Genomic DNA, 18,775 nt, shown 5'->3' with positions numbered 1-18,775 from the left:
GGCCGTCGCGGCCTGCGCGGCCTGCGGCATCATCTACGAACTCGCGCTGCTGACGCTGTCGGCCAGCCTCGACGGCGGCGGGATCGTCGCCACCTCACTGATCGTGGCGGGCTACATCGCAGCGCTGGGTGTGGGCGCGCTGCTGGTCAAACCGTTGCTGGGGCACGCCGCGATCACCTTCATCGCCGTCGAGGCTGGCCGACAGCGTCAGCAGCGCGAGTTCGTAGATGATGCCGCAGGCCGCGCAGGCCGCGACGGCAGCCAGCAACAGTGCCCGCCACCGCCCCGACGCGGCCGCCGGCGGCGGCGCCTCGGGCGTCCGGACATCGATGGCGCTCATGACACCGCCGCGGCGGTCACCCCTCCCACGGCAAGCAATATCAGCGCCACCGCGAACGATCCGGGGTGTAGCTCGGGCTCGTCGATGTGCTCGTGGAAGCTGCCCGGGATCAGCAGGTGCATGGTCAGCAGCGCCACGCCCAGCAGGATCACGCCCATCAGCCCGTAGACCGCCACCCCGACCAGGCCCTGGCCCAGTTGGCTATAGCTGTTGGCGATGGCGGTGATGATGACGACGGTCAGCGCGATGTACATCGCGCCCGCGACCACGACGGCGTTGGGCCGGCGGTCGATGAAGACCAGTTGGCGCAACTTGCCCGGGGTCAGCACGTCGACCGCGTAGAACCCGACCAGCAGCACTGCCATGCCGACCAGGAAGTACAGGATGGTCGCGACCGCGCCTTTCAGCACGGGATTGAGGTCGACCGTGCCGATCTCGACGGCCAGGTACATGGTTTTCTCCTTTGCTGTACTCATTTGGTTCCGCCGGGGCCACCGGGCGTGCCTCCGGCGCCGCCCGACGGGGAACCGGGACTGAAGCCGGGGCCGAGAAAGATGAAGGCGCCGTGGCTGTATCCGGCGCTCAGCGGTTCGACGCGGATGCTGCACGGGTAATTGCCGTCGGGGCCGACGATCACGATGTTGTTGCCGTAGCGCAGGTATTCGCTGTTGCCGTTGGCCGCCCTTGCCTCGGGTTCGGCGTACTCGGCGAGCGCGTCGGCCACCTGATCGGGCGACCCGGTGCACTGGTAGCGCGTCCCGTTCACATCGCGGCCGTACTCGTGATAGTGGCTCGCGACGTACGACGCAATGTTCTTCTGCAGCAAGATGATTCCGAAGATCAGGCACGCCACCCCGGCGGCGCCGAGCACACCGGCGATCACGAACAGGCGGTTGCGGCTCACTGGCGCCACCGGCTCGCTGTGTGGACCACCGTCCCGCCGTTGCCGGCGGGACGGCCCGGATAGAGGTGCCAGGTCTGCCAGCGCCAGCCCGCGCCGTCGGGTGCGGCGGCCAGCACGGTCAGGGCGGCGTCATCGCCGGGAAATGCGCCACCGAGCCAGCCCGCCCGGCGGACACAACGGCCGCGCAGGTGCTGCGCGAGGCGACGAAAGCTCGCCTCGTCGTGGGTGTCGGTCCAAGACCGCAGGCAGTAGCCGGGGGCGTCGGTGCGCCCGGGCAGCTCGGCCCCGAGGTCGCGTGCGGTACAGGAGATTTCCTCGGAGAACCGGCCCGTAGGGCGCTCGACCGCGACGACATGTGAGGCGCCGAGCACGCCGAGCAGTAACGGGGCGCCGCCGCCGGGGTGGTCCAGCCGGCAGCTGGCCAGCGGCTCGGGAACGGGCGCGTTGAGCGCGAGGCCCAGGCCTTCGCCGGATACGTCGGCCGGAGTCACGGCGAGCTGATGAAGGGGCACCGACCTGACCTCTTGCTCTATGTCGAGCTGGGCGGGGGCGCCGAATACACAGTGATCTCGCCGGGCGACACCGACTTGCCCGTCGATACCTCCCAGGGCATGTCCGGCGCCCAGCGCTCGAACGAAAGCAGCACCGTCTCATCGGCATTGGTGCAGTCCACGAATTCCATCTCGCCGCCGGCCGGCAGGCCGGTGGTGCCTTCGGTCGTATACGAGGCGCGGCCGCGTTCGGACTCGTGGAACATCACACCGTCCACGACATATGGGTCGCCGGGCCGCAACGGCACGTCCTTGCGGGTGACCCACATCGCCAGCTCGAGCCGCCCGTCGTCCTCCTCCACGCTGAACCAGATCGGCTGGTCGCCGCCTTCGAGCAGGTGCTCCCACCACACGAAGGGGCCCTCGCGGAAGGTGACCGAACCGCGCACGATGTAGTCGATGCCGCTGTAGCTGACGACGGCGCCCGGGCCGAGTTGGCGCGGCCCGAACTCCGGCATCGCATCGGACGCGAGTGGATCCTGACGCCCGCCCCGCTGGACCGGCTGCTTGGGCCGCCGCAAAGCCACTACCAGCACGACGATAGATGCGATGAAGAACGCCACGGCGATGATGAGCAGCAGAGATCCCACGCCAACCCTTCCGTTGCCACCTTGCTCGAGCGAACGTGGGCTAAAGCTAACAGCTTTTTCCTGGGTTGGGCGCAGTAACGTCACCGCCGGGAATCGGCGTGGCCGCCGCGTGTCCTACCCGGACCCGTCGGTGCCGGCCGCTAGGGTATCGAACAGCTGTTCTAACTAGGTGGGAGCGGGTAATGCGGGTGATGGGCGTCGACCCCGGCCTGACCCGGTGCGGGCTGTCGGTCGTCGAAAGCGGGCGCGGGCGCACCGTCGTCGCGCTGGACGTCGACGTGGTGCGCACCCCGTCGAACGCACCGCTGGCCGAACGGCTGCTGCAGATCAGCGATGCCGTCGAGCATTGGCTTGCCACCCACCAGCCGGACGTGATGGCCGTCGAGCGGGTGTTCTCCCAACTGAACGTGTCGACGGTGATGGGCACCGCCCAGGCGGGCGGTGTGGTCGCGCTTGCGGCGGCCAAACGCGGCATCGACGTGCACTTCCACACGCCCAGCGAAGTCAAGGCCGCGGTCACCGGCAACGGCGCGGCCGACAAGGCACAGGTCACCGCGATGGTCACCAGAATCCTTGCGCTGCAGGCGAAACCGACTCCGGCCGACGCGGCCGATGCGCTGGCCCTGGCGATTTGTCATTGCTGGCGGGCGCCGACGATCGCCCGGTTGGCCGCCGCCGAAGCGATGGCCGCTGAACAGCGACGGAAATACCAATCCAAGTTGGATGCCAAGCTGAAGGCCGCGCGATGATCGCGTCGGTGCGGGGTGAGGTGCTGGAGGTGGCGCTCGATCATGTGGTGATCGAGGCCGCCGGGGTCGGCTACCGGGTGAACGCGACCCCGTCGACGTTGTCCACGCTGCGCACCGGGACCGAGGCGCGGCTGATCACCGCGATGATCGTCCGCGAGGATTCGATGACGCTGTACGGCTTCACCGACACCGAAACCCGCGATCTGTTTGTGACGCTGCTGTCGGTGTCCGGCGTCGGGCCCCGGCTGGCCATGGCGACCCTGGCCGTGCACGACGCCGGCGCGCTACGGCAGGCGCTGCACGACAGCGACGTCACGGCGTTGACCCGAGTGCCCGGGATCGGCAAGCGCAGCGCCGAACGGATGGTGCTGGAGTTGCGCGACAAGATGGGCGCGGTCGGTGCCGGCGTGGTGGGCGGCGGAGCGTCTTCGGGTGCGGGCCTCAATGGCCACGCGGTACGCGGTCCGGTGGTGGAGGCCCTGGTGGGGCTCGGTTTTGCCGTCAAGCAGGCCGAGGAAGCCACCGACAAGGTACTGGCCTCCGAACACGACGCCACCACCTCGGGCGTGCTGCGGGCCGCCCTGTCGTTGCTGGGTAAGTCGCGATGACCGCAGACGACTACGCCGATCGGGAGGTCTCCGGCGCGCTGGTGTCGGGTGACGGCGACGTCGACGTCAGCCTGCGGCCGCGGTCGCTGCGCGAATTCATCGGCCAGCCGCGGGTGCGCGAGCAACTGCAGCTCGTCATCGAGGGCGCCAAGAACCGCGGCGGCACACCGGATCACATTCTGTTGTCCGGTCCGCCGGGGCTGGGCAAGACGTCGCTGGCGATGATCATCGCGGCCGAGCTCGGATCCGCGTTGCGGATGACATCCGGGCCGGCGCTGGAACGGGCCGGCGATCTGGCGGCGATGTTGTCCAACTTGGTCGAGCACGATGTGCTGTTCATCGACGAGATCCACCGCATCGCCCGGCCCGCCGAGGAGATGCTGTATCTGGCCATGGAGGACTTCCGGGTCGACGTGGTGGTCGGGAAGGGTCCCGGGGCGACGTCGATTCCGTTGGAGGTGGCGCCCTTCACCCTGGTCGGTGCCACCACCCGATCGGGCGCGCTGACCGGTCCACTGCGGGACCGGTTCGGTTTCACCGCGCACATGGACTTCTACGAGCCCGCCGAGCTGGAGCGAGTACTGGTGCGCTCGGCCGGGATCCTGGGTATCGAACTCGGCGGCAATGCGGCCGGGGAGATCGCCCGCCGCTCGCGCGGCACACCGCGGATCGCCAACCGGTTGTTGCGCCGGGTCCGCGACTTCGCCGAAGTGCGCGCCGACGGCGTGATCACCCGTGACGTCGCCAAGGCCGCGCTGGCGGTGTACGACGTTGACGAGCTGGGCCTGGACCGGCTGGACCGGGCGGTGCTCTCGGCGCTGACCCGCAGCTTCGGCGGCGGCCCGGTCGGAGTGTCGACGCTAGCCGTCGCGGTGGGCGAGGAGGCCGCCACCGTCGAGGAAGTCTGTGAGCCGTTCCTGGTCCGGGCCGGCATGGTCGCGCGGACCCCGCGCGGCCGGGTGGCCACTGCCCAGGCGTGGACGCACCTCGGCATGGCCCCACCGCCCGGCGTCACCGGACTCGGGCAAGCCGGTCTGTTCGACTAGCGGGTCGCCACCATCGGTGCGCTGACCTGGTGGCCGGCCATCGCCGCCAAATCGTGACCTTCCCCCCGGCCGGTGACCACACCGCTGCCGGCCGCGCTTCCGGCCTGGTCAGACCGTTCTCAGCACCGTCCGTCCGGCTGAACCGCCGCCGGACGCAACCCTGCACGGCGGCCACAGCAAACACTGACCGCCCGCAGCCGGTTACACCCAGGCAGCGCCGGGTAACCAGGCTCACAGCAACAAGACCTGTTGAAGGAGGTTCCGATGAGGACCAGGCCGCACGACTACGAACGATCTCGCGCGCTGTACATGCCACGTTCCCGCGGCGCGCTAACCGGGTTACTCCTGATTCTGCTGGGTGTGTGGGGCGCTTTGGTGCCGTTCTTCGGGCCCAACATCGATTGGGCTTACACGTCCGATCCGGCATGGACGTGGACGACGGCCAAAGGCTGGCTGGAAGTGCTGCCCGGTGCCGTCACGGCGGTCGGTGGCCTGATGGTGCTGATGGCCGGTAACCGCGGTAGCGCCGTGTTGGGCGGCTGGCTCGCGGTCGCGGGTGGCGCCTGGTTCGTGGTCGGGCGCGCCTTCGCGTCGACGCTGGGTATCGGGGATGTAGGCCAACCGGTGGCCTCCACGGACCTGAAACGAGCCCTCCTCGAGGTCACCTACTTCACCGGCCTCGGTGCCCTGATCCTGTTCCTGGGCGGGGCCGCCGTGGCGCGCCTGGCCGTCCGGCATGCCCGAGACGTCGTGGTCACGGAACCGGCCCCGGTGGCCGGGGAAGCCGTACCGGCGGGCGCGGCCGTACCGGCGGGCGAAGCGGCCATGTACGACGAGAGTCGCGGTGCGGCACCGGCGGCCGTAGAGGGCGAGCGCACCAGGGGTGGCTTGTTCCGCCGGCGTGCCGGCGGCGGCGGGTTATTCCACCGACGCCCCGGAGGCGGCGGGTTGTTCCACCGGGAACACCACGCCGGCGTCTAGCCGCTGAATAAGTAGCGGACGGCACCGGTAGCCCTATGGCTACCGGTGCCGTTTCGCGTCAGGCTGGCCCGCTTAGTCGCAGGTCGGTAATGTTCACCGGCACCCGATGCCTCCGCCAGCGAGGAGGAGCGATGATCACGGCCGGATTGGTGTTCGCCGCACTGGCGGCGTTGCTGCATGTCTACATCTTTGTGATGGAATCGTTGACCTGGACCTCGCCGCGCACCCGCGCCACCTTCGGCATCACCGCCGCAGAAGCCGAAACCACCAAACTGCTCGCTTTCAACCAGGGCTTCTACAACCTGTTCCTGGCCGTCGTCACCGGTGTGGGCATCGCCGCAGTTGCATTGGGGCACAAAGGTATTGGAGCGGCGCTCGTCTTCGCCGGCGTCGGATCGATGGCCGCGGCCGCGGTGGTGCTGGTCGCGTCCGCACGAGACAAGGCGCGGGCCGCGGCGACCCAAGGCACCTTCCCCGCGATCGCAATCGTGCTGCTATTTATCGGCCTTCATTAGTAACATCAGCCCCACCAGCCTCAAAAGCCCCAGCTAGCAGTGGCTTTCGTCGGCCTCGTGGGTTAGTACTGGAAGGCGCTGGGTAACCACCCCAGGCCGGAATTCGACCCGGTATTCAACGAGGGGATGTCATGAAATACGCAGAGGACGGCCGAACCCGCGGGCTGAGTATGCCGCGCTCGCGAGGCGCGGTCAGCGGATTGCTCCTGGTCATTTTGGGAGCTTGGGGGGCGTTAATACCGTTTGTTGGTCCGCACTTCAACTTCGCCTACACACCAGACCGGGACTGGGCATGGAGCACGGCCCGCGGCTGGCTGGAAGTGGCGCCCGGCGCCGCCACCGTGCTGGGTGGACTCTTACTGATCGTCGCCGGCAACCGGGTCGCCGCCATGCTGGGTGGCTGGCTGGCCGTGCTGGCCGGAGCCTGGTTCGTGGTGGGCGGTCAGGTCGCCCCATTGCTGGGGATCGGCTCAGCCGGCGACCCGATCGCCGCAACCGACCGCAAGCGCGCGGTGCTCGAGGTCACCTATTTCTCCGGCCTGGGTGCGCTGATCATTTTCATTGGCGGCGTCGCGCTGGCGCGCACCGCTGCGCGCCTGGCCCGTGACGTGCATCCGGTGGCGGCCGAACGCGCCGCTGCGGCGCCGGGCGTCGAGCCCTACCGGGATCCGGTCTACGAGCCGGCCGAGGTTTCCTCGGGCGCGCTGACCAAGCCGCGATCCGCGGCTGATCCCGAGCCCAAGCGGGGATGGCGTCGTAACCGCGCCGGTGCGGGGTCCGGGGCCAACGCCGCGTATCTGCGTTGGCCGCACCCGCAGCAGTAGTCTTCAGGACACAACAGCAAGTCGCCCAGCCCTTTCAAGGGCTGGGCGACTTGCTTTTCGGCCTACCTCAGAGCAATCCGAGCAACTGCAGGTTGGTGATGTACTTGACGATGACCGCCGGCGAGACATGCGGAATGTCTTTGTCGGGGCCGATTTTCGCTTCCTGCACCGCCGTGCGGAACACATCGGTGGGTGCCATCGAGCCGTTGATCGGCTTTTCCGGCTTCTGGTAGTTGTGCAACAGCGGCAGCAACGAGTACTGACGTTGCCGATCCGGCAGTGCCCGCAGCGAGGTCTCGAACCGTCGCAGCCATTCGGAGTAATCCGGGATGCGTTCGATCGAGTAGCCGGCCTCGACCAGCCAGTCGATGTACTCGTCGAGTCCGATGCCGTCGTCGTACGGGTTCATCACGTGGTAGGTCTGGAACCCGGTGTCGCTGTCGGTGATCTGCGTTCCCAGGGTCGCGATCGCCGCGGCGATGAACTCGACCGGCAGGCCGTCGTAGTGCGCCCGTTGCCGGTTGCCCTCGGCGTCGAGCTCGTAGAACGAACCGGGCGCGATACCGGTGGCGACCAGGCTCAGCATCAGCCGGGTGAACATGTCCGGCAGGTTGAGCTGTCCGGCATAGCTGGTGTCGGCCAGGATCATGTCGCAGCGGAACACCGAGACGGGCAGGCCGCACAGGTCGTGGGCCTCACGCAGTAGCACCTCGCCGGCCCACTTGCTGTTGCCGTAACCGTTGGCGTAGTTGTCGTTGATCTCGCGGGTGGCGCTGATTTGCCGGATGTCGGCGTTCTCGACGAACTTGCCCGGCTCGATCTGGTCGCCCACCCCGATTGTCGAGACGTAGGTGTAGGGCTTTTGCTTGGACGTCAGCGCGATGCGGATCAGCTCCGCGGTGCCCAGGGCGTTGGGCCCGAACAGCTCGCTGTAGGGCAGCACGTGGTTGACCAGCGCCGCGGGGTCGACGATGACATCGACGGTGTCGGCCAGTCGCTGCCAGGTCTGCGGGTCCAGGCCGAGGTTGGCCTCGCCCTTGTCGCCGGCGATGACCTCCAGGTGGTCGGCGGCCAGCTTCTGGTAGTGCGCCAGCAGTTTCGGGTCGCCGCTGTCGAAGGTCTTGTCCAGCCGGGCCCGCGCCTCCGCGTCGGACTTGGCCCGCACCAAGGCGATTACCTTGCCGTCGACCATGTCCATCCGCTCGAGCCAGTCCAGTGCCAGGTAACGGCCCAGGAATCCGGTGGCGCCGGTCAGCAACACCGTGCGCACTTCGGTCGCCGGCTTGGGCAGGTTCGGTGCGGCGGCCAGAGTCGCCTCGTCGAGGAACTTGTCCAGGGTCAGGTCGCTGGCGTGCACCGTGGTGGCGCCGCGTCCGTGCACGGCGGCGAAGGTGGGCCGCTTGGAGCCCTGGAGCTCGGCCTCGATGTAGTTGGCAATCGCCGCCAAGTCGTTGGCCGGGCTGACGATGACACCCACCGGCACGTCGATGTCGAAGATCTCACGCAGCAGATTTCCGAATGTCAACGCCGACAACGAGTCTCCACCCAAATCGGTGAAGTGGGCGTCGGGCGACAGGTCTTTGGTCGCGGTCCCCAGCATGGCGGCCGCGGCCCGGCTCACGGTCTGCAGCACCGGCGCCTCGGCGCCGCTGCGGCGCAGTTCGGCCAGCTCGTTGGCCTGCCCGGCGGCCAGGTCGGCGTATATCTGCTCGAGCCGTTCGCCGTAGTGCTGCTTGAGCTTCGGCCACGCCAGCTTGCGGATCCCGGTCAGCAGACCGTTCTCCAATGTGAACGGGGTGGTTTCGATGATGAAGTCGCGCGGCACCTCGTAGGACTGCAGGCCGGTCTCCTTGGCGACCTTCTGCAGCGAGTCGGCGATCCTCGGCTTGAGCGACTCAATATCGTTGTCCGCCAACGCCTCTTCGGTCGGGACAACGACCGCCAGCAGGTAGGGTTGCGAGCTGTTGCCGTAGACGTAGATCTGCCGAATCAGCGGGCTGTTGCCGAACACCGCCTCCAGCTTGGCCAGCGTCACGAACTCGCCCTGCGCCAGCTTCAACACGTTGTTGCGCCGGTCGACGTACACCAGCCGGTCCGGAGCGATCTCGGCGAACACGTCACCGGTGCGGTAGTAGCCGTCCTCGTCGAACACGTTGGCAGTGGTCTCGGCCCGCTTGTAGTAGCCCGGGAACATGTTCTCGGTCCGCAGCAGCAGTTCACCGCGCGGATGCGGACGGTCGGTGCTGAAGTAGCCCAGGTCCGGAACGTCGACCAGCTTGTAGTCGATGACCGGCGGACGCTGAATCTCGCCGTCGAACAACACCATTCCGGCCTCGGTCGAGCCGTAGCCGTCCAACAGGTGCATTTCGAGCAGCGACTCGGCCCACTTCTTCAACTCCGGGGAGGTGGGCGCCGAGCCCGTCATCGCGAAGATGAACCGTCCGCCCAGCAGGTACTGACGCTGCTCGGCCAACACCTCGGCCTCGACCGCCGCGCGGTCCCCGCCGTCGGTCAGGCGTCGCTCGACCTGGCGCTGAAATTCACCGTAGAGCGTCTCCCAGATACGCGGAACGAAGTTCATCTCGGTCGGACGCACCAACTCGAGGTCCTCGAGCAGGGTGGACAGGTCGCTGCGGGCCGCGAAGTAGGCGGTACCGCCGTTGCCCAGGGTGCCGTAGAGGATTCCGCGTCCCATGACGTGGCTCATCGGCATGAAGTTGAGGGTGATCGACGCAGCGCTTTCGCCGAACCAGTTCCGGCTACCGCGCCGCCACATCTTGCCTACGTTGCTCTGCGGGTACATCGCGCCCTTGGGGGCGCCGGTGCTGCCGGAGGTGTAGATCAGCAGGGCCAGCGAGTCCTCGTCGGTCTGCTGCTCGGGAACCGGCGGCAGGTCCTTGCCGCGCCGCAGCACGTCGGCGAGCGTCTCGACGACCACATCGGTGCCGGCCAGCCGCGCCACAGCGGCTTCCACAGCCTCGCGCTGGTCGTCGACCTCGGGCTGGTAGTCGAACACGACGAGCTTGCCGGGCACGTGGTCGCCGCCCAGGATCAGCTGCAGGGCGTCGGACAGCTGGTTGACGCTCGACGCGATCAGGCTGGGCTCGGTCTCGGCCACGATCGGCTGCAGCGACGTGATCGCCGCGCTGGTCTGCAGCGGCACCGAGACGGCTCCGATGGTGCCCAGCGCCATGTCGATGGTGGCGTAATCAACGCTGTTGAAGCCCAGCACGCAGACCCGGTCGCCGAGGCTCACCGAGTCAGCGGCCCAGGCCCGGCCAAGTGCCGAAACCCGTTCGCCCAGTTCGCCATACGTGATGGTCTCGAAGCGGGGGAGCAGCTCGGCCGACGTACGTCCGGTCTTGGCATCCCTGACGAACTCCACCGTGCGCTGTCCCAGTGCCGGCCGGTCCGCGTAACCGTCGAGCACCGTCCGGATGATCTGCGGCAAACGTAGACCGGGCTGTTCGAGGGCAGCGGTGATCGCCGGGTCCGGTCGGGAGGCGGCGAACTGCGGGTCGTTGGCAATGAGTTCCTCGACGCGACGGTCGAGTCGTTCGTCATGTAAGGCAGTCGACATATACAGATCCCTTGCGAATGAAAGATAGTGAGTCATTTTGCGCTGTCGGCGCTGACATATAGAACGTTAGCTAAAGTAACGGTATTCCACCAGGATCTGGCTTTACGCAGGTTGTGAGATTGCCCACCCGGGCCGTAAACGTCTTCGTGTCTTACAGGTCGCGCAGCAGTCCGCCGAGGATGTCGATGCCCTCGCTCAACAATTCGTCGGTGATGGTCAGCGGGGGCAGCAGCCGGATGACGTTGCCGTACATCCCGCAGGTCAGCACGATCACTCCGGCGGCGGCCGCCGCGACGGTCAGCTTCTGGGTCAGTTCTTTGTCGGGCTCGGCGGTTCCCGACTTCACCAATTCGATGGCAATCATGGCGCCCCGGCCGCGCACGTCGCCGATCCGGTCGTCGCCGGCCTGCAGCCGCAGCAGCGGTTCGGTGATCAGGCGTTCCAACTGCTGGGCCCGCTCGATCAATCCGTCGTTCTCGATCGTCTCGATGGTGGCCAACGCGGCCGCGCAAGCCAGCGGGTTTCCGCCGAAGGTGCCGCCCAGGCCGCCGACATGCGGCGCGTCCATGATCTGTGCGCGGCCGGTGACCGCCGACAGCGGCAGTCCGTCGGCGATGGCCTTGGCGGTGCAGAGCAGATCGGGCTCGATGCCCTCGTGCTCACAGGCGAACATCGCGCCGGAGCGGGCGAAGCCGGTTTGCACCTCGTCGGCGATGAACACCACGTCGTTCTGGTGGCACCAGTTCAGCAAGGTCGGCAGGAAGCCCTCCGCGGGGACGATGAATCCGCCTTCACCCTGGATCGGCTCGATGATGAGGGCGGCCAGGCTGTCGGCGCCGATCTGGCTGTCGATGACTCTGATGGTCCGCGCGGCGGCCTTCTCACCGTCGGTGGCCAGTTCCTTGTCGATCAGCCCGTCCCGGTAGGGGTAGGAGAGTGGCGCCCGGTAGACCTCCGGTGCGAACGGACCGAAGCCGGCCTTGTAGGGCATGGACTTGGCGGTCAGCGCCATCGCCAGGTTGGTGCGGCCGTGGTAGGCGTGATTGAACGCCACCACGGCGGGCTTGCGGGTGTATGCCCGGGCGACCTTGACGGCGTTCTCGACCGCCTCGGCGCCGGAGTTGAACAGCACCGAACGCTTCTCGCCGGAACCCGGGGTGATCCGGTTGAGGGTTTCGGCGACGGCGACGTAGGACTCATACGGCGTCACCATGAAGCAGGTGTGGGTGAACTCGGCCACCTGCGCGCGGACCGCGTCGACCACCCGGGGCGACGAGTTGCCGATGGTGGTCACCGCGATGCCGGACCCGAGGTCGATCAGCCGGTTGCCGTCGACGTCCTCGATGATTCCCCCGCCGGCGCGCGCCACGAAGACCGGCACCGACACGTTCACCGCGTGCGACACCGCCGCCGCCCGGCGTTTGCTCAGTTCCAGCGACGCCGGACCGGGGATCTCGGTGACCAGTTGGCGGGTCTGCTCCAGGCTGGCCACCACGTACTCCTCCCCGCGGCGCGCGTGTCACGTCGCATCAAAAGCCTATCGAGGTTCCCGTCGGCGGGCACTCCGCGCACCGTGGCGGTCGGTTGCGCCCCGTGGCCTGCCAGACTGGACGGGCACACTGGATCGTTACGAGGTCCGCGACGCTCGAGTCGTACCGGCACTTGCCCCTCTGTAATGCCCCGAAAATTTACGACGAAAGACAGGCGCGTCCATGGAGAGCTTGATCCTGTTCCTGCCGTTCCTGCTCATCATGGGCGGGTTCATGTACTTGGCATCGCGCCGCCAGAAGCGTGCGATGCAGGCCACCATCGACCTGCATGAGTCATTGCGTCCGGGTGACCGGGTGCACACCACCTCGGGTCTGCAGGCCACCGTCGTGGAGATCGCCGAGGACACGGTCGACCTCGAGATCGCCCCCGGCGTGGTGACCACGTGGATGAAGCTGGCGATCCGCGACCGGATCGTGCCCGACGAGGACGAAGACCTGGCCGACGGCGACGGCTCCGCCGATGAGGGATCGATCAGCAAGGATTCCTGACGGCGATCCCCACCGATCACTCAACCGGTGGACCGCTGGCGCAATGGGCAACGGAGGGCCACGTAGGCTCTGTCCCGGGTAAGTAACCGATTTTCGAGGAGATAGAAGGAACGTGGCATCGTCTTCGGCGCCGGTGCACCCTGCCCGCTACCTGTCGGTCTTCTTGTTATTGCTCGTCGGCGTCTACCTGTTGGTGTTCCTCACCGGGGACAAGCGAGCCGCTCCCAAGCTCGGCATCGATCTTCGGGGCGGCACCCGCGTCACGTTGACCGCACGTACCCCGGATGGCTCGAAACCCAGCCGGGAGGCGTTGGCGCAGGCGCAGCAGATCATCGGTGCCCGGGTCAACGGACTTGGCGTCTCCGGCTCGGAGGTCGTGGTCGACGGCGACAACCTGATCATCACGGTCCCCGGAAACGACGGGAACGAGGCCCGCAACCTGGGCCAGACCGCGCGGCTCTATATCCGCCCGGTGCTCAATTCGATGCCGGCCCAGAGCGTCGAGCCCAAGCCGGCGCCGCGCCAGCCCGCTCCCGGTCAGCCGGCGCCTGGCCAGCCGGCGCCCGGTCAGCCCGCCCCCGGTCAGTCGGCCCCCGGTCAGCCGGCTCCTGGCCAGCCGGCGCCCGCTCAGCCCGCTCCGGGCCAACCCGCGCCGCCACCGGCAGGCCAGCCCGCACCGGGTGCCCAGCCCCGGCCCTATCCGCAGGACCCGCCGCCTACGCCCAGCCCCGCGCCTCCGGCGCCTAGCCCCGCGCCCGCACCCGCCGCGCCGGCTCCGGCCCCCGCGCCCGCGCCCGCCGCGCCGGCCGGGGAGGCGCCGCCCGCCGAACAGCCCGCCCCGCCGGATCCGCGCAAGGACCTCGCCGACCGCATCACCGAGGAGAAGAAGTGGCGGCAAAGCACCCGTCAGGGCATCCAGTTCCTCGCCCTGCAGTTCCAGGCGACCCGCTGCGACAAAGACGACATCCTGGCCGGCAACGACGACCCCGCCCAGCCGCTGATCACCTGCTCGACGGACCACAAGGTCGCCTATCTGCTGGGGCCGTCGATCATCAGCGGTGACCAGATCCAGGACGCCAGCGCCAGCCAGAACCAGCGCGGCATCGGCTACGTCGTCGACCTCCAGTTCAAGTCCGCCGCGGCGAACACCTGGGCCGACTTCACCGCCGCCCACATCGGGACCCAGACCGCGTTCACGCTGGACTCGCAGGTGGTCAGCGCGCCGATGATTCAGGAAGCCATCCCCGGCGGCCGGACCCAGATCAGTGGCGGCGATCCGCCGTTCACCGCCGCGACCGCCAAGCAGCTGGCCAACGTTCTGAAATACGGCTCGCTGCCGCTGTCCTTCGAATCGTCGGAGGCCCAAACCGTCTCGGCGACACTGGGATTGACCTCGCTGCGGGCGGGACTGGTCGCGGGGGCGATCGGATTGGTCCTGGTGCTGCTGTATTCGCTGCTGTACTACCGGGTGCTGGGATTGCTCACGGCGCTGTCGCTCGCCGCTTCCGGCGCGATGATTTTCGCGATCCTGGTGATCTTGGGCCGTCAGATCAACTACACCCTGGATTTGGCGGGTATCGCGGGTCTGATCATCGGTATCGGAACCACCGCCGACTCGTTCGTCGTCTTCTTCGAACGCATCAAAGACGAGATCCGCGAAGGCCGTTCGTTCCGGTCCGCGGTGCCACGAGGGTGGACGCGGGCCCGCAAGACGATCGTGTCGGGTAACGCCGTCACCTTCCTGGCCGCCGCGGTGCTCTACGCCCTGGCGATCGGTCAGGTGCGGGGATTCGCCTTCACATTGGGCCTCACCACAGTCCTCGACATCGTGGTGGTGTTCCTGGTGACCTGGCCGCTGGTGTACCTGGCGTCCAAGTCCCCGACGCTGGCAAAGCCGGCCTACAACGGCCTGGGCGCCGTTCAGCAGGTCGCCCGCGAACGCCGGGCGTCGGTACAGGTCAAGACGGGACGGGGATAGCGGATGACTCCCTCCAAAGCCTCCAAAGACGCAACCGAAATCACCGAAGCCTCCGCGGGCACGACCGAGTTGACCGACAGCGCCGCCGGCACCGCCGGGCCGCCGCACCACAACTTCCTGTCCCGCCTCTACACCGGCACCGGCGCCTTCGAGGTGGTCGGACGGCGCCGCTTGTGGTTCGGCATCAGCGGCGCGATCGTCGCCGTCGCCCTCCTGTCGATCGTGTTGCGCGGCTTCACTTTCGGTATCGACTTCAACGGCGGCACGACGGTGTCGATGCCCGCCGCCGGGAAGACCGGCACGATACAGACCTCGCAGGTCTCAGAGGTGTTCCACAAGGCCCTCGGCAACGATCCGGAAGCGGTGGTCATGGTCGGCAACGGCCCGGGCGCGACCGTGCAGATCCGCTCGGAAACGTTGACCAACGACCAGACGACGAAGTTGCGCAACGCCCTATTCGACGCCTTCCAGCCGAAGGGCGCCGACGGTAAGCCCAGCAAGCAGGCGATCAGCGACGCGGCGGTGTCCGAGACCTGGGGTGGCCAGATCACCAACAAGGCGCTGATCGCGCTCGCCGTCTTCCTGGTGCTGGTCGGCGTCTACATCACGGTGCGATACGAGCGGTACATGTCCATCGCCGCGCTGACGACCATGATTTTCGACCTGACCGTCACCGCAGGCGTCTACTCGCTGGTCGGCTTCGAGGTCACACCGGCCACCGTCATCGGCCTGCTGACCATCCTCGGTTTCTCCCTCTACGACACCGTCATCGTGTTCGACAAGGTCGAGGAGAACACCAAAGACTTCCAACACACCACTCGGCGCACCTTCGCCGAGGAAGCCAACCTGGCGATCAACCAGACCTTCATGCGCTCCATCAACACCAGCCTGATCAGTGTGCTGCCGGTGCTGGCGCTGATGGTGGTGGCGGTGTGGCTGCTGGGTGTCGGCACGTTGAAGGACCTGGCGCTGGTGCAGCTGGTCGGGATCTTGGTCGGCACCTACTCGTCGATCTTCTTCGCCACGCCGCTGCTGGTCACGTTGCGTGAGCGCACGGAGCTGGTGCGCACCCACACTCGTCGCGTCATCAAACGACGCAGGCCCGGCACGCAGAAGCAGACGGGAAGCTCCGGTGAAGATGCGGCCGACACCGCGGCGGACACCGAGAAGACCACGGACGAGCCGGCTTCCGAAGCGCCGTCCAAGCCCGCGCCGAGCAAGCCGGCGCCGGGCGCCCGTCCGGTGCGGCCGACCGGCACGCGGCGTCCCACCGGCAAGCGGAACGTCGGCCGGCGGTAATCGCATGGCCACCAGGTACCCGGGGACTGGGGCCGATGTTGGCATGCTCATCGGCCGGCGGGCCGTGACGGGATGGATCGGCGCCGGACTGGCAGTGGTGCTGGCGGCGGGGTTCGCCCTGACCGCTTGCGCGGGCAGCGCCGCCTCCCAGATCGACTACGTGGTCGACGGCCCACTGTCCACCTACAACACCAACACCGTCGCCGGGGCCGCCTCGGCCGGGGCGCAGGCGTTCGCCCGCACGCTCACCGGCTTCAGCTATCACGGCCCCGACGGGCAAATCGTTGCCGACCGCGACTTCGGTACCGTTTCGGTGGTCGGCGGTACGCCGCTGGTGCTGGACTACCAGATCGCCGACAACGCCGTCTACTCCGACGGCAAGCCAGTGACCTGCGACGACATCGTGCTCGCCTGGGCGGCGCAGTCCGGCAAGTTTCCCGACTTCCACGCCGCCAGCCAAGCCGGCTACATCGACATCGCCAACGTCGAATGCATACCCGGGCAAAAGAAGGCCCGGGTGTCCTTCATCCCGGACCGCGGCGTCGTCGACTACAACCAGCTGTTCACCGCGACCTCGCTGATGCCGTCGCACGTCATCGCCGACCAACTCAACGTCGACGTGACCGCGGCCCTGCTCAGCAACAACGGGCCGCTGGTGCAGCAGATCGCGAAGCTGTGGAACACCATCTGGGACCTCAAGCCCGGGCTGAAACGTGAGGAAATCCTCAAGCATTTCCCGTCGTCGGGGCCGTACAAGATCGAATCCATCCTGGATGGCGGCGCGGTGGTGCTCGTCGCCAACGACCGGTGGTGGGGGCCCAAGGCCATCACCAAGCGGGTGACCGTGTGGTCGCAGGGGCCTGACATCCAGGATCGGGTCAACAACCGCAGCGTCGACGTGGTCGACGTCGCCGCCGGCTCCTCGGGGGCGCTGACCACGCCGGACAACTACGAGCGTTCCGATGGGCCGTCGAATGGCATCGAACAGCTGATCTTCGCCCCGCAGGGACCGCTGGCGGCGCCCAAGGCCCGGCGCGCGGTCGCGTTGTGCACGCCGCGCGACACGCTGGCCAAAGACGCGGGTACCCCGATCGCCAACTCCCGTCTCGATCCGGCCACCGACGACGCCGTATCGGCCGGTGACGGGGACGGCGAGGCCGACCCGTTCAACAAGGCCGATCCGGCCGGCGCTCGCAAAGCGCTGGGCGGCGCGCCGCTGACGGTGCGGATCGGCTACCAGGGGCCCAACGCACGGCTCGCGGTCAACGTCGGCGTCATCACCAAAGCGTGCGCCGCGGCCGGTATCACCGTGTCCGGCGTCATCCTGGACAGCTCGGGGCCCCGGGCGCTCAGGGACGGAAAGATCGACGCGTTGCTGGCCAGCACCGGCGGGGCCACCGGCAGCGGGTCGACCGGGTCGTCGGCGCTGGACGCCTACGCATTGCACACCGGCAACGGCAACAACCTGTCCGGGTATACGAATCCGCAGGTCGACAACGCCATCAGCGCGCTTTCAGTGTCGGCCGACACCACTGAGCGAGTCAGGCTGCTGACCGAGACCGCCCCGGTACTGTGGGCCGACATGCCCACTTTGCCCCTGTACCGGCAGCAGCGCACACTGCTGACCTCCAAGAAGATGTACGCGGTGAGCAAGAACCCGACGCGTTGGGGCGCCGGCTGGAACATGGACCGATGGGCCCTCGTGCAGTGAGGCTCCGATGACGAACGCCGGCGAGCGACCGCCGGTGGCCGAGCTCATCGCGTCGCTGACCCGCAAGGTGGCCGATTTCCCCAAACCGGGGATCCAGTTCAAGGACCTCACCCCGCTGTTCGCCGACGCGGCGGCCATGACGGCGATCACCGGCGCGCTGGCCGACCTCGCATCCGGCGCCGACCTGGTGGCCGGCATCGACTCGCGGGGGTTCCTGGTGGCCGCGGCCGTCGCCGACCGGCTGCAGACCGGCGTGCTGGCCATTCGCAAGGGCGGCAAACTGCCGCCGCCGGTGCACGCCGAGCAATACGACCTGGAATACGGCAGTGCGACGCTGGAGATCCCCGCCGACGGCATCGACCTGCGCGGGCGCGACATCGTGATCATCGACGACGTGCTGGCCACCGGCGGTACCCTGGCCGCGGCGGTCCGGTTGCTCGAGCGCACGGGAGCCAACGTGACGGCGGCGGCGGTGGTGTTCGAACTCGGCGCGCTGCGTGGCCGGGAAGCGGTCGCGCCATTGGCGGTACACAGCCTGACTTGCGAGTAGCGCTCAGGCATTGGAGATATCCTCGAATTCGGAGGTGACCAAACGTGGCGGATGAGAAGAGCGCGGCGCAAGCGCTTGACGCGCCCACCAAGGTCTCAGAGTCGCCGGCCATCACCCAGCCGATGGAGGTTCCGGAGCCTCCGGCCGAATCCCTGAAGACATCCAGCAGCGCGTCGCGGCGGGTGCGGGCCCGGCTGGCGCGGAGGATGACCGCCCAGCGCAGCACGCTCAACCCGGTGCTCGAACCGCTGGTGGCGGTGCACCGGGAGATCTATCCGAAGGCGAACGTGTCGATGCTGCAGCGCGGCCACCAAAGTAGTGGTGTCCATTCCCAATTCGGCCAAAATCGTGGCGACGGCCAACGGGTGGGTGATGTAGGGGTCGCCGGAATAGCGTAACTGGGTGGCGTGGCGCTGATCGGCGACCTCGAAGGCGCGCTGCAGCATCGACACGTTCGCCTTCGGATAGATCTCCCGGTGCACCGCCACCAGCGGTTCGAGCACCGGGTTG

18 protein-coding genes and 2 pseudogenes are annotated in these 18,775 nt (G+C 67.9%); 13 read left to right on the top strand and 7 right to left on the bottom strand.

The genetic code is table 11. The annotated features are described in order from the left end of the window. A pseudogene (locus tag A5625_RS28640) lies at positions 1 to 196 on the top strand (spermidine synthase); the annotation flags it as partial. Between the two features lie 140 nt (positions 197 to 336). On the opposite strand, the gene A5625_RS22085 reads toward A5625_RS28640, so the two are convergent. Genes A5625_RS22085 through A5625_RS22070 form a run of 4 tightly spaced genes read right to left on the bottom strand, consistent with a single transcriptional unit; the run spans position 337 to position 2,385 of the window. Further along, on the bottom strand, positions 337 to 792 hold the full coding sequence (locus tag A5625_RS22085) for a DUF350 domain-containing protein (protein ID WP_066999001.1): 456 nt from the start codon (positions 790 to 792) through the stop codon (positions 337 to 339). 20 nt (positions 793 to 812) lie between these two features. Next, complete coding sequence (locus A5625_RS22080; RefSeq protein WP_066998998.1) at positions 813 to 1,244, bottom strand: DUF4247 domain-containing protein; 432 nt, start codon at positions 1,242 to 1,244, stop codon at positions 813 to 815. Next, entirely contained in the window at positions 1,241 to 1,756 is a 516-nt protein-coding gene (locus tag A5625_RS22075) for a DUF2617 family protein (RefSeq protein ID WP_066998994.1), read from the bottom strand. The genes A5625_RS22080 and A5625_RS22075 overlap by 4 nt, the downstream gene beginning before the upstream one ends. A gap of 17 nt (positions 1,757 to 1,773) precedes the next feature. Then, positions 1,774 to 2,385, bottom strand: a complete 612-nt coding sequence (locus A5625_RS22070) for a DUF4178 domain-containing protein (protein ID WP_066998991.1) — start codon at positions 2,383 to 2,385, stop codon at positions 1,774 to 1,776. Between the two features lie 182 nt (positions 2,386 to 2,567). On the opposite strand from A5625_RS22070, the gene ruvC reads away from it, so the two are divergent. The 6 genes from ruvC to A5625_RS22040 all read left to right on the top strand — a co-directional run bounded on the left by ruvC (position 2,568) and on the right by A5625_RS22040 (position 7,108). Further along, entirely contained in the window at positions 2,568 to 3,134 is a 567-nt protein-coding gene (ruvC, locus tag A5625_RS22065; RefSeq protein WP_066998988.1) for a crossover junction endodeoxyribonuclease RuvC, read from the top strand. After that, the gene (gene ruvA, locus A5625_RS22060; protein ID WP_066998983.1) at positions 3,131 to 3,742 is read left to right on the top strand and encodes a Holliday junction branch migration protein RuvA; all 612 of its coding nucleotides are present in this window, start codon (positions 3,131 to 3,133) and stop codon (positions 3,740 to 3,742) included. The genes ruvC and ruvA overlap by 4 nt, the downstream gene beginning before the upstream one ends. Further along, entirely contained in the window at positions 3,739 to 4,788 is a 1,050-nt protein-coding gene (gene ruvB, locus A5625_RS22055) for a Holliday junction branch migration DNA helicase RuvB (RefSeq protein WP_066998981.1), read from the top strand. Before ruvA ends, ruvB begins: the two co-directional genes overlap by 4 nt. Before the next feature lie 264 nt (positions 4,789 to 5,052). Next, positions 5,053 to 5,769: a hypothetical protein gene (locus A5625_RS22050; RefSeq protein WP_066998978.1), complete on the top strand. Its 717-nt coding sequence runs from the start codon at positions 5,053 to 5,055 to the stop codon at positions 5,767 to 5,769. 131 nt (positions 5,770 to 5,900) lie between these two features. Next, positions 5,901 to 6,284, top strand: coding sequence for a DUF1304 domain-containing protein (locus tag A5625_RS22045; RefSeq protein WP_066998975.1), 384 nt, complete (start codon positions 5,901 to 5,903; stop codon positions 6,282 to 6,284). A gap of 131 nt (positions 6,285 to 6,415) precedes the next feature. Further along, the gene (locus A5625_RS22040) at positions 6,416 to 7,108 is read left to right on the top strand and encodes a hypothetical protein (protein WP_066998972.1); all 693 of its coding nucleotides are present in this window, start codon (positions 6,416 to 6,418) and stop codon (positions 7,106 to 7,108) included. 67 nt (positions 7,109 to 7,175) lie between these two features. Here A5625_RS22040 and car read toward each other — a convergent pair whose 3' ends face one another. Next, positions 7,176 to 10,688: a carboxylic acid reductase gene (gene car / locus A5625_RS22035; RefSeq protein WP_066998969.1), complete on the bottom strand. Its 3,513-nt coding sequence runs from the start codon at positions 10,686 to 10,688 to the stop codon at positions 7,176 to 7,178. A gap of 151 nt (positions 10,689 to 10,839) precedes the next feature. Continuing rightward, positions 10,840 to 12,180 carry a 4-aminobutyrate--2-oxoglutarate transaminase gene (gabT, locus tag A5625_RS22030; protein ID WP_066999008.1) on the bottom strand — a complete coding sequence of 447 codons (1,341 nt, stop codon included), beginning with the start codon at positions 12,178 to 12,180 and terminating at the stop codon, positions 10,840 to 10,842. A 220-nt stretch (positions 12,181 to 12,400) separates the two neighbouring features. Here gabT and yajC point away from each other — a divergent pair, with 220 nt between their 5' ends. The 6 genes from yajC to A5625_RS28635 all read left to right on the top strand — a co-directional run bounded on the left by yajC (position 12,401) and on the right by A5625_RS28635 (position 18,663). Next, on the top strand, positions 12,401 to 12,727 hold the full coding sequence (gene yajC / locus A5625_RS22025) for a preprotein translocase subunit YajC (protein ID WP_066998966.1): 327 nt from the start codon (positions 12,401 to 12,403) through the stop codon (positions 12,725 to 12,727). 112 nt (positions 12,728 to 12,839) lie between these two features. Continuing rightward, complete coding sequence (secD, locus tag A5625_RS22020; protein WP_066998963.1) at positions 12,840 to 14,705, top strand: protein translocase subunit SecD; 1,866 nt, start codon at positions 12,840 to 12,842, stop codon at positions 14,703 to 14,705. 3 nt (positions 14,706 to 14,708) lie between these two features. Further along, the gene (gene secF / locus A5625_RS22015) at positions 14,709 to 16,004 is read left to right on the top strand and encodes a protein translocase subunit SecF (protein ID WP_066998961.1); all 1,296 of its coding nucleotides are present in this window, start codon (positions 14,709 to 14,711) and stop codon (positions 16,002 to 16,004) included. A 43-nt stretch (positions 16,005 to 16,047) separates the two neighbouring features. After that, a complete protein-coding gene (locus A5625_RS22010; protein ID WP_066998958.1) occupies positions 16,048 to 17,715 on the top strand; it encodes an ABC transporter substrate-binding protein in 1,668 nt (555 codons plus the stop codon). A gap of 7 nt (positions 17,716 to 17,722) precedes the next feature. Continuing rightward, positions 17,723 to 18,265: an adenine phosphoribosyltransferase gene (locus A5625_RS22005; protein WP_066998955.1), complete on the top strand. Its 543-nt coding sequence runs from the start codon at positions 17,723 to 17,725 to the stop codon at positions 18,263 to 18,265. A gap of 44 nt (positions 18,266 to 18,309) precedes the next feature. Beyond that, entirely contained in the window at positions 18,310 to 18,663 is a 354-nt protein-coding gene (locus A5625_RS28635) for a hypothetical protein (protein ID WP_369830033.1), read from the top strand. On the opposite strand, the pseudogene A5625_RS28630 reads toward A5625_RS28635, so the two are convergent. Beyond that, positions 18,559 to 18,775: pseudogene (locus tag A5625_RS28630) on the bottom strand (HD domain-containing protein); the annotation flags it as partial. The gene A5625_RS28635 and the pseudogene A5625_RS28630 sit on opposite strands and share 105 nt — an antisense overlap.

The sequence above is a fragment of the Mycobacterium sp. 1465703.0 genome (assembly GCF_001672975.1).
Taxonomy (GTDB): domain Bacteria; phylum Actinomycetota; class Actinomycetes; order Mycobacteriales; family Mycobacteriaceae; genus Mycobacterium.
The sequence above is the reverse complement of the archived record's forward strand: the minus strand, read 5'-3'. Positions and strand labels throughout refer to the sequence as shown.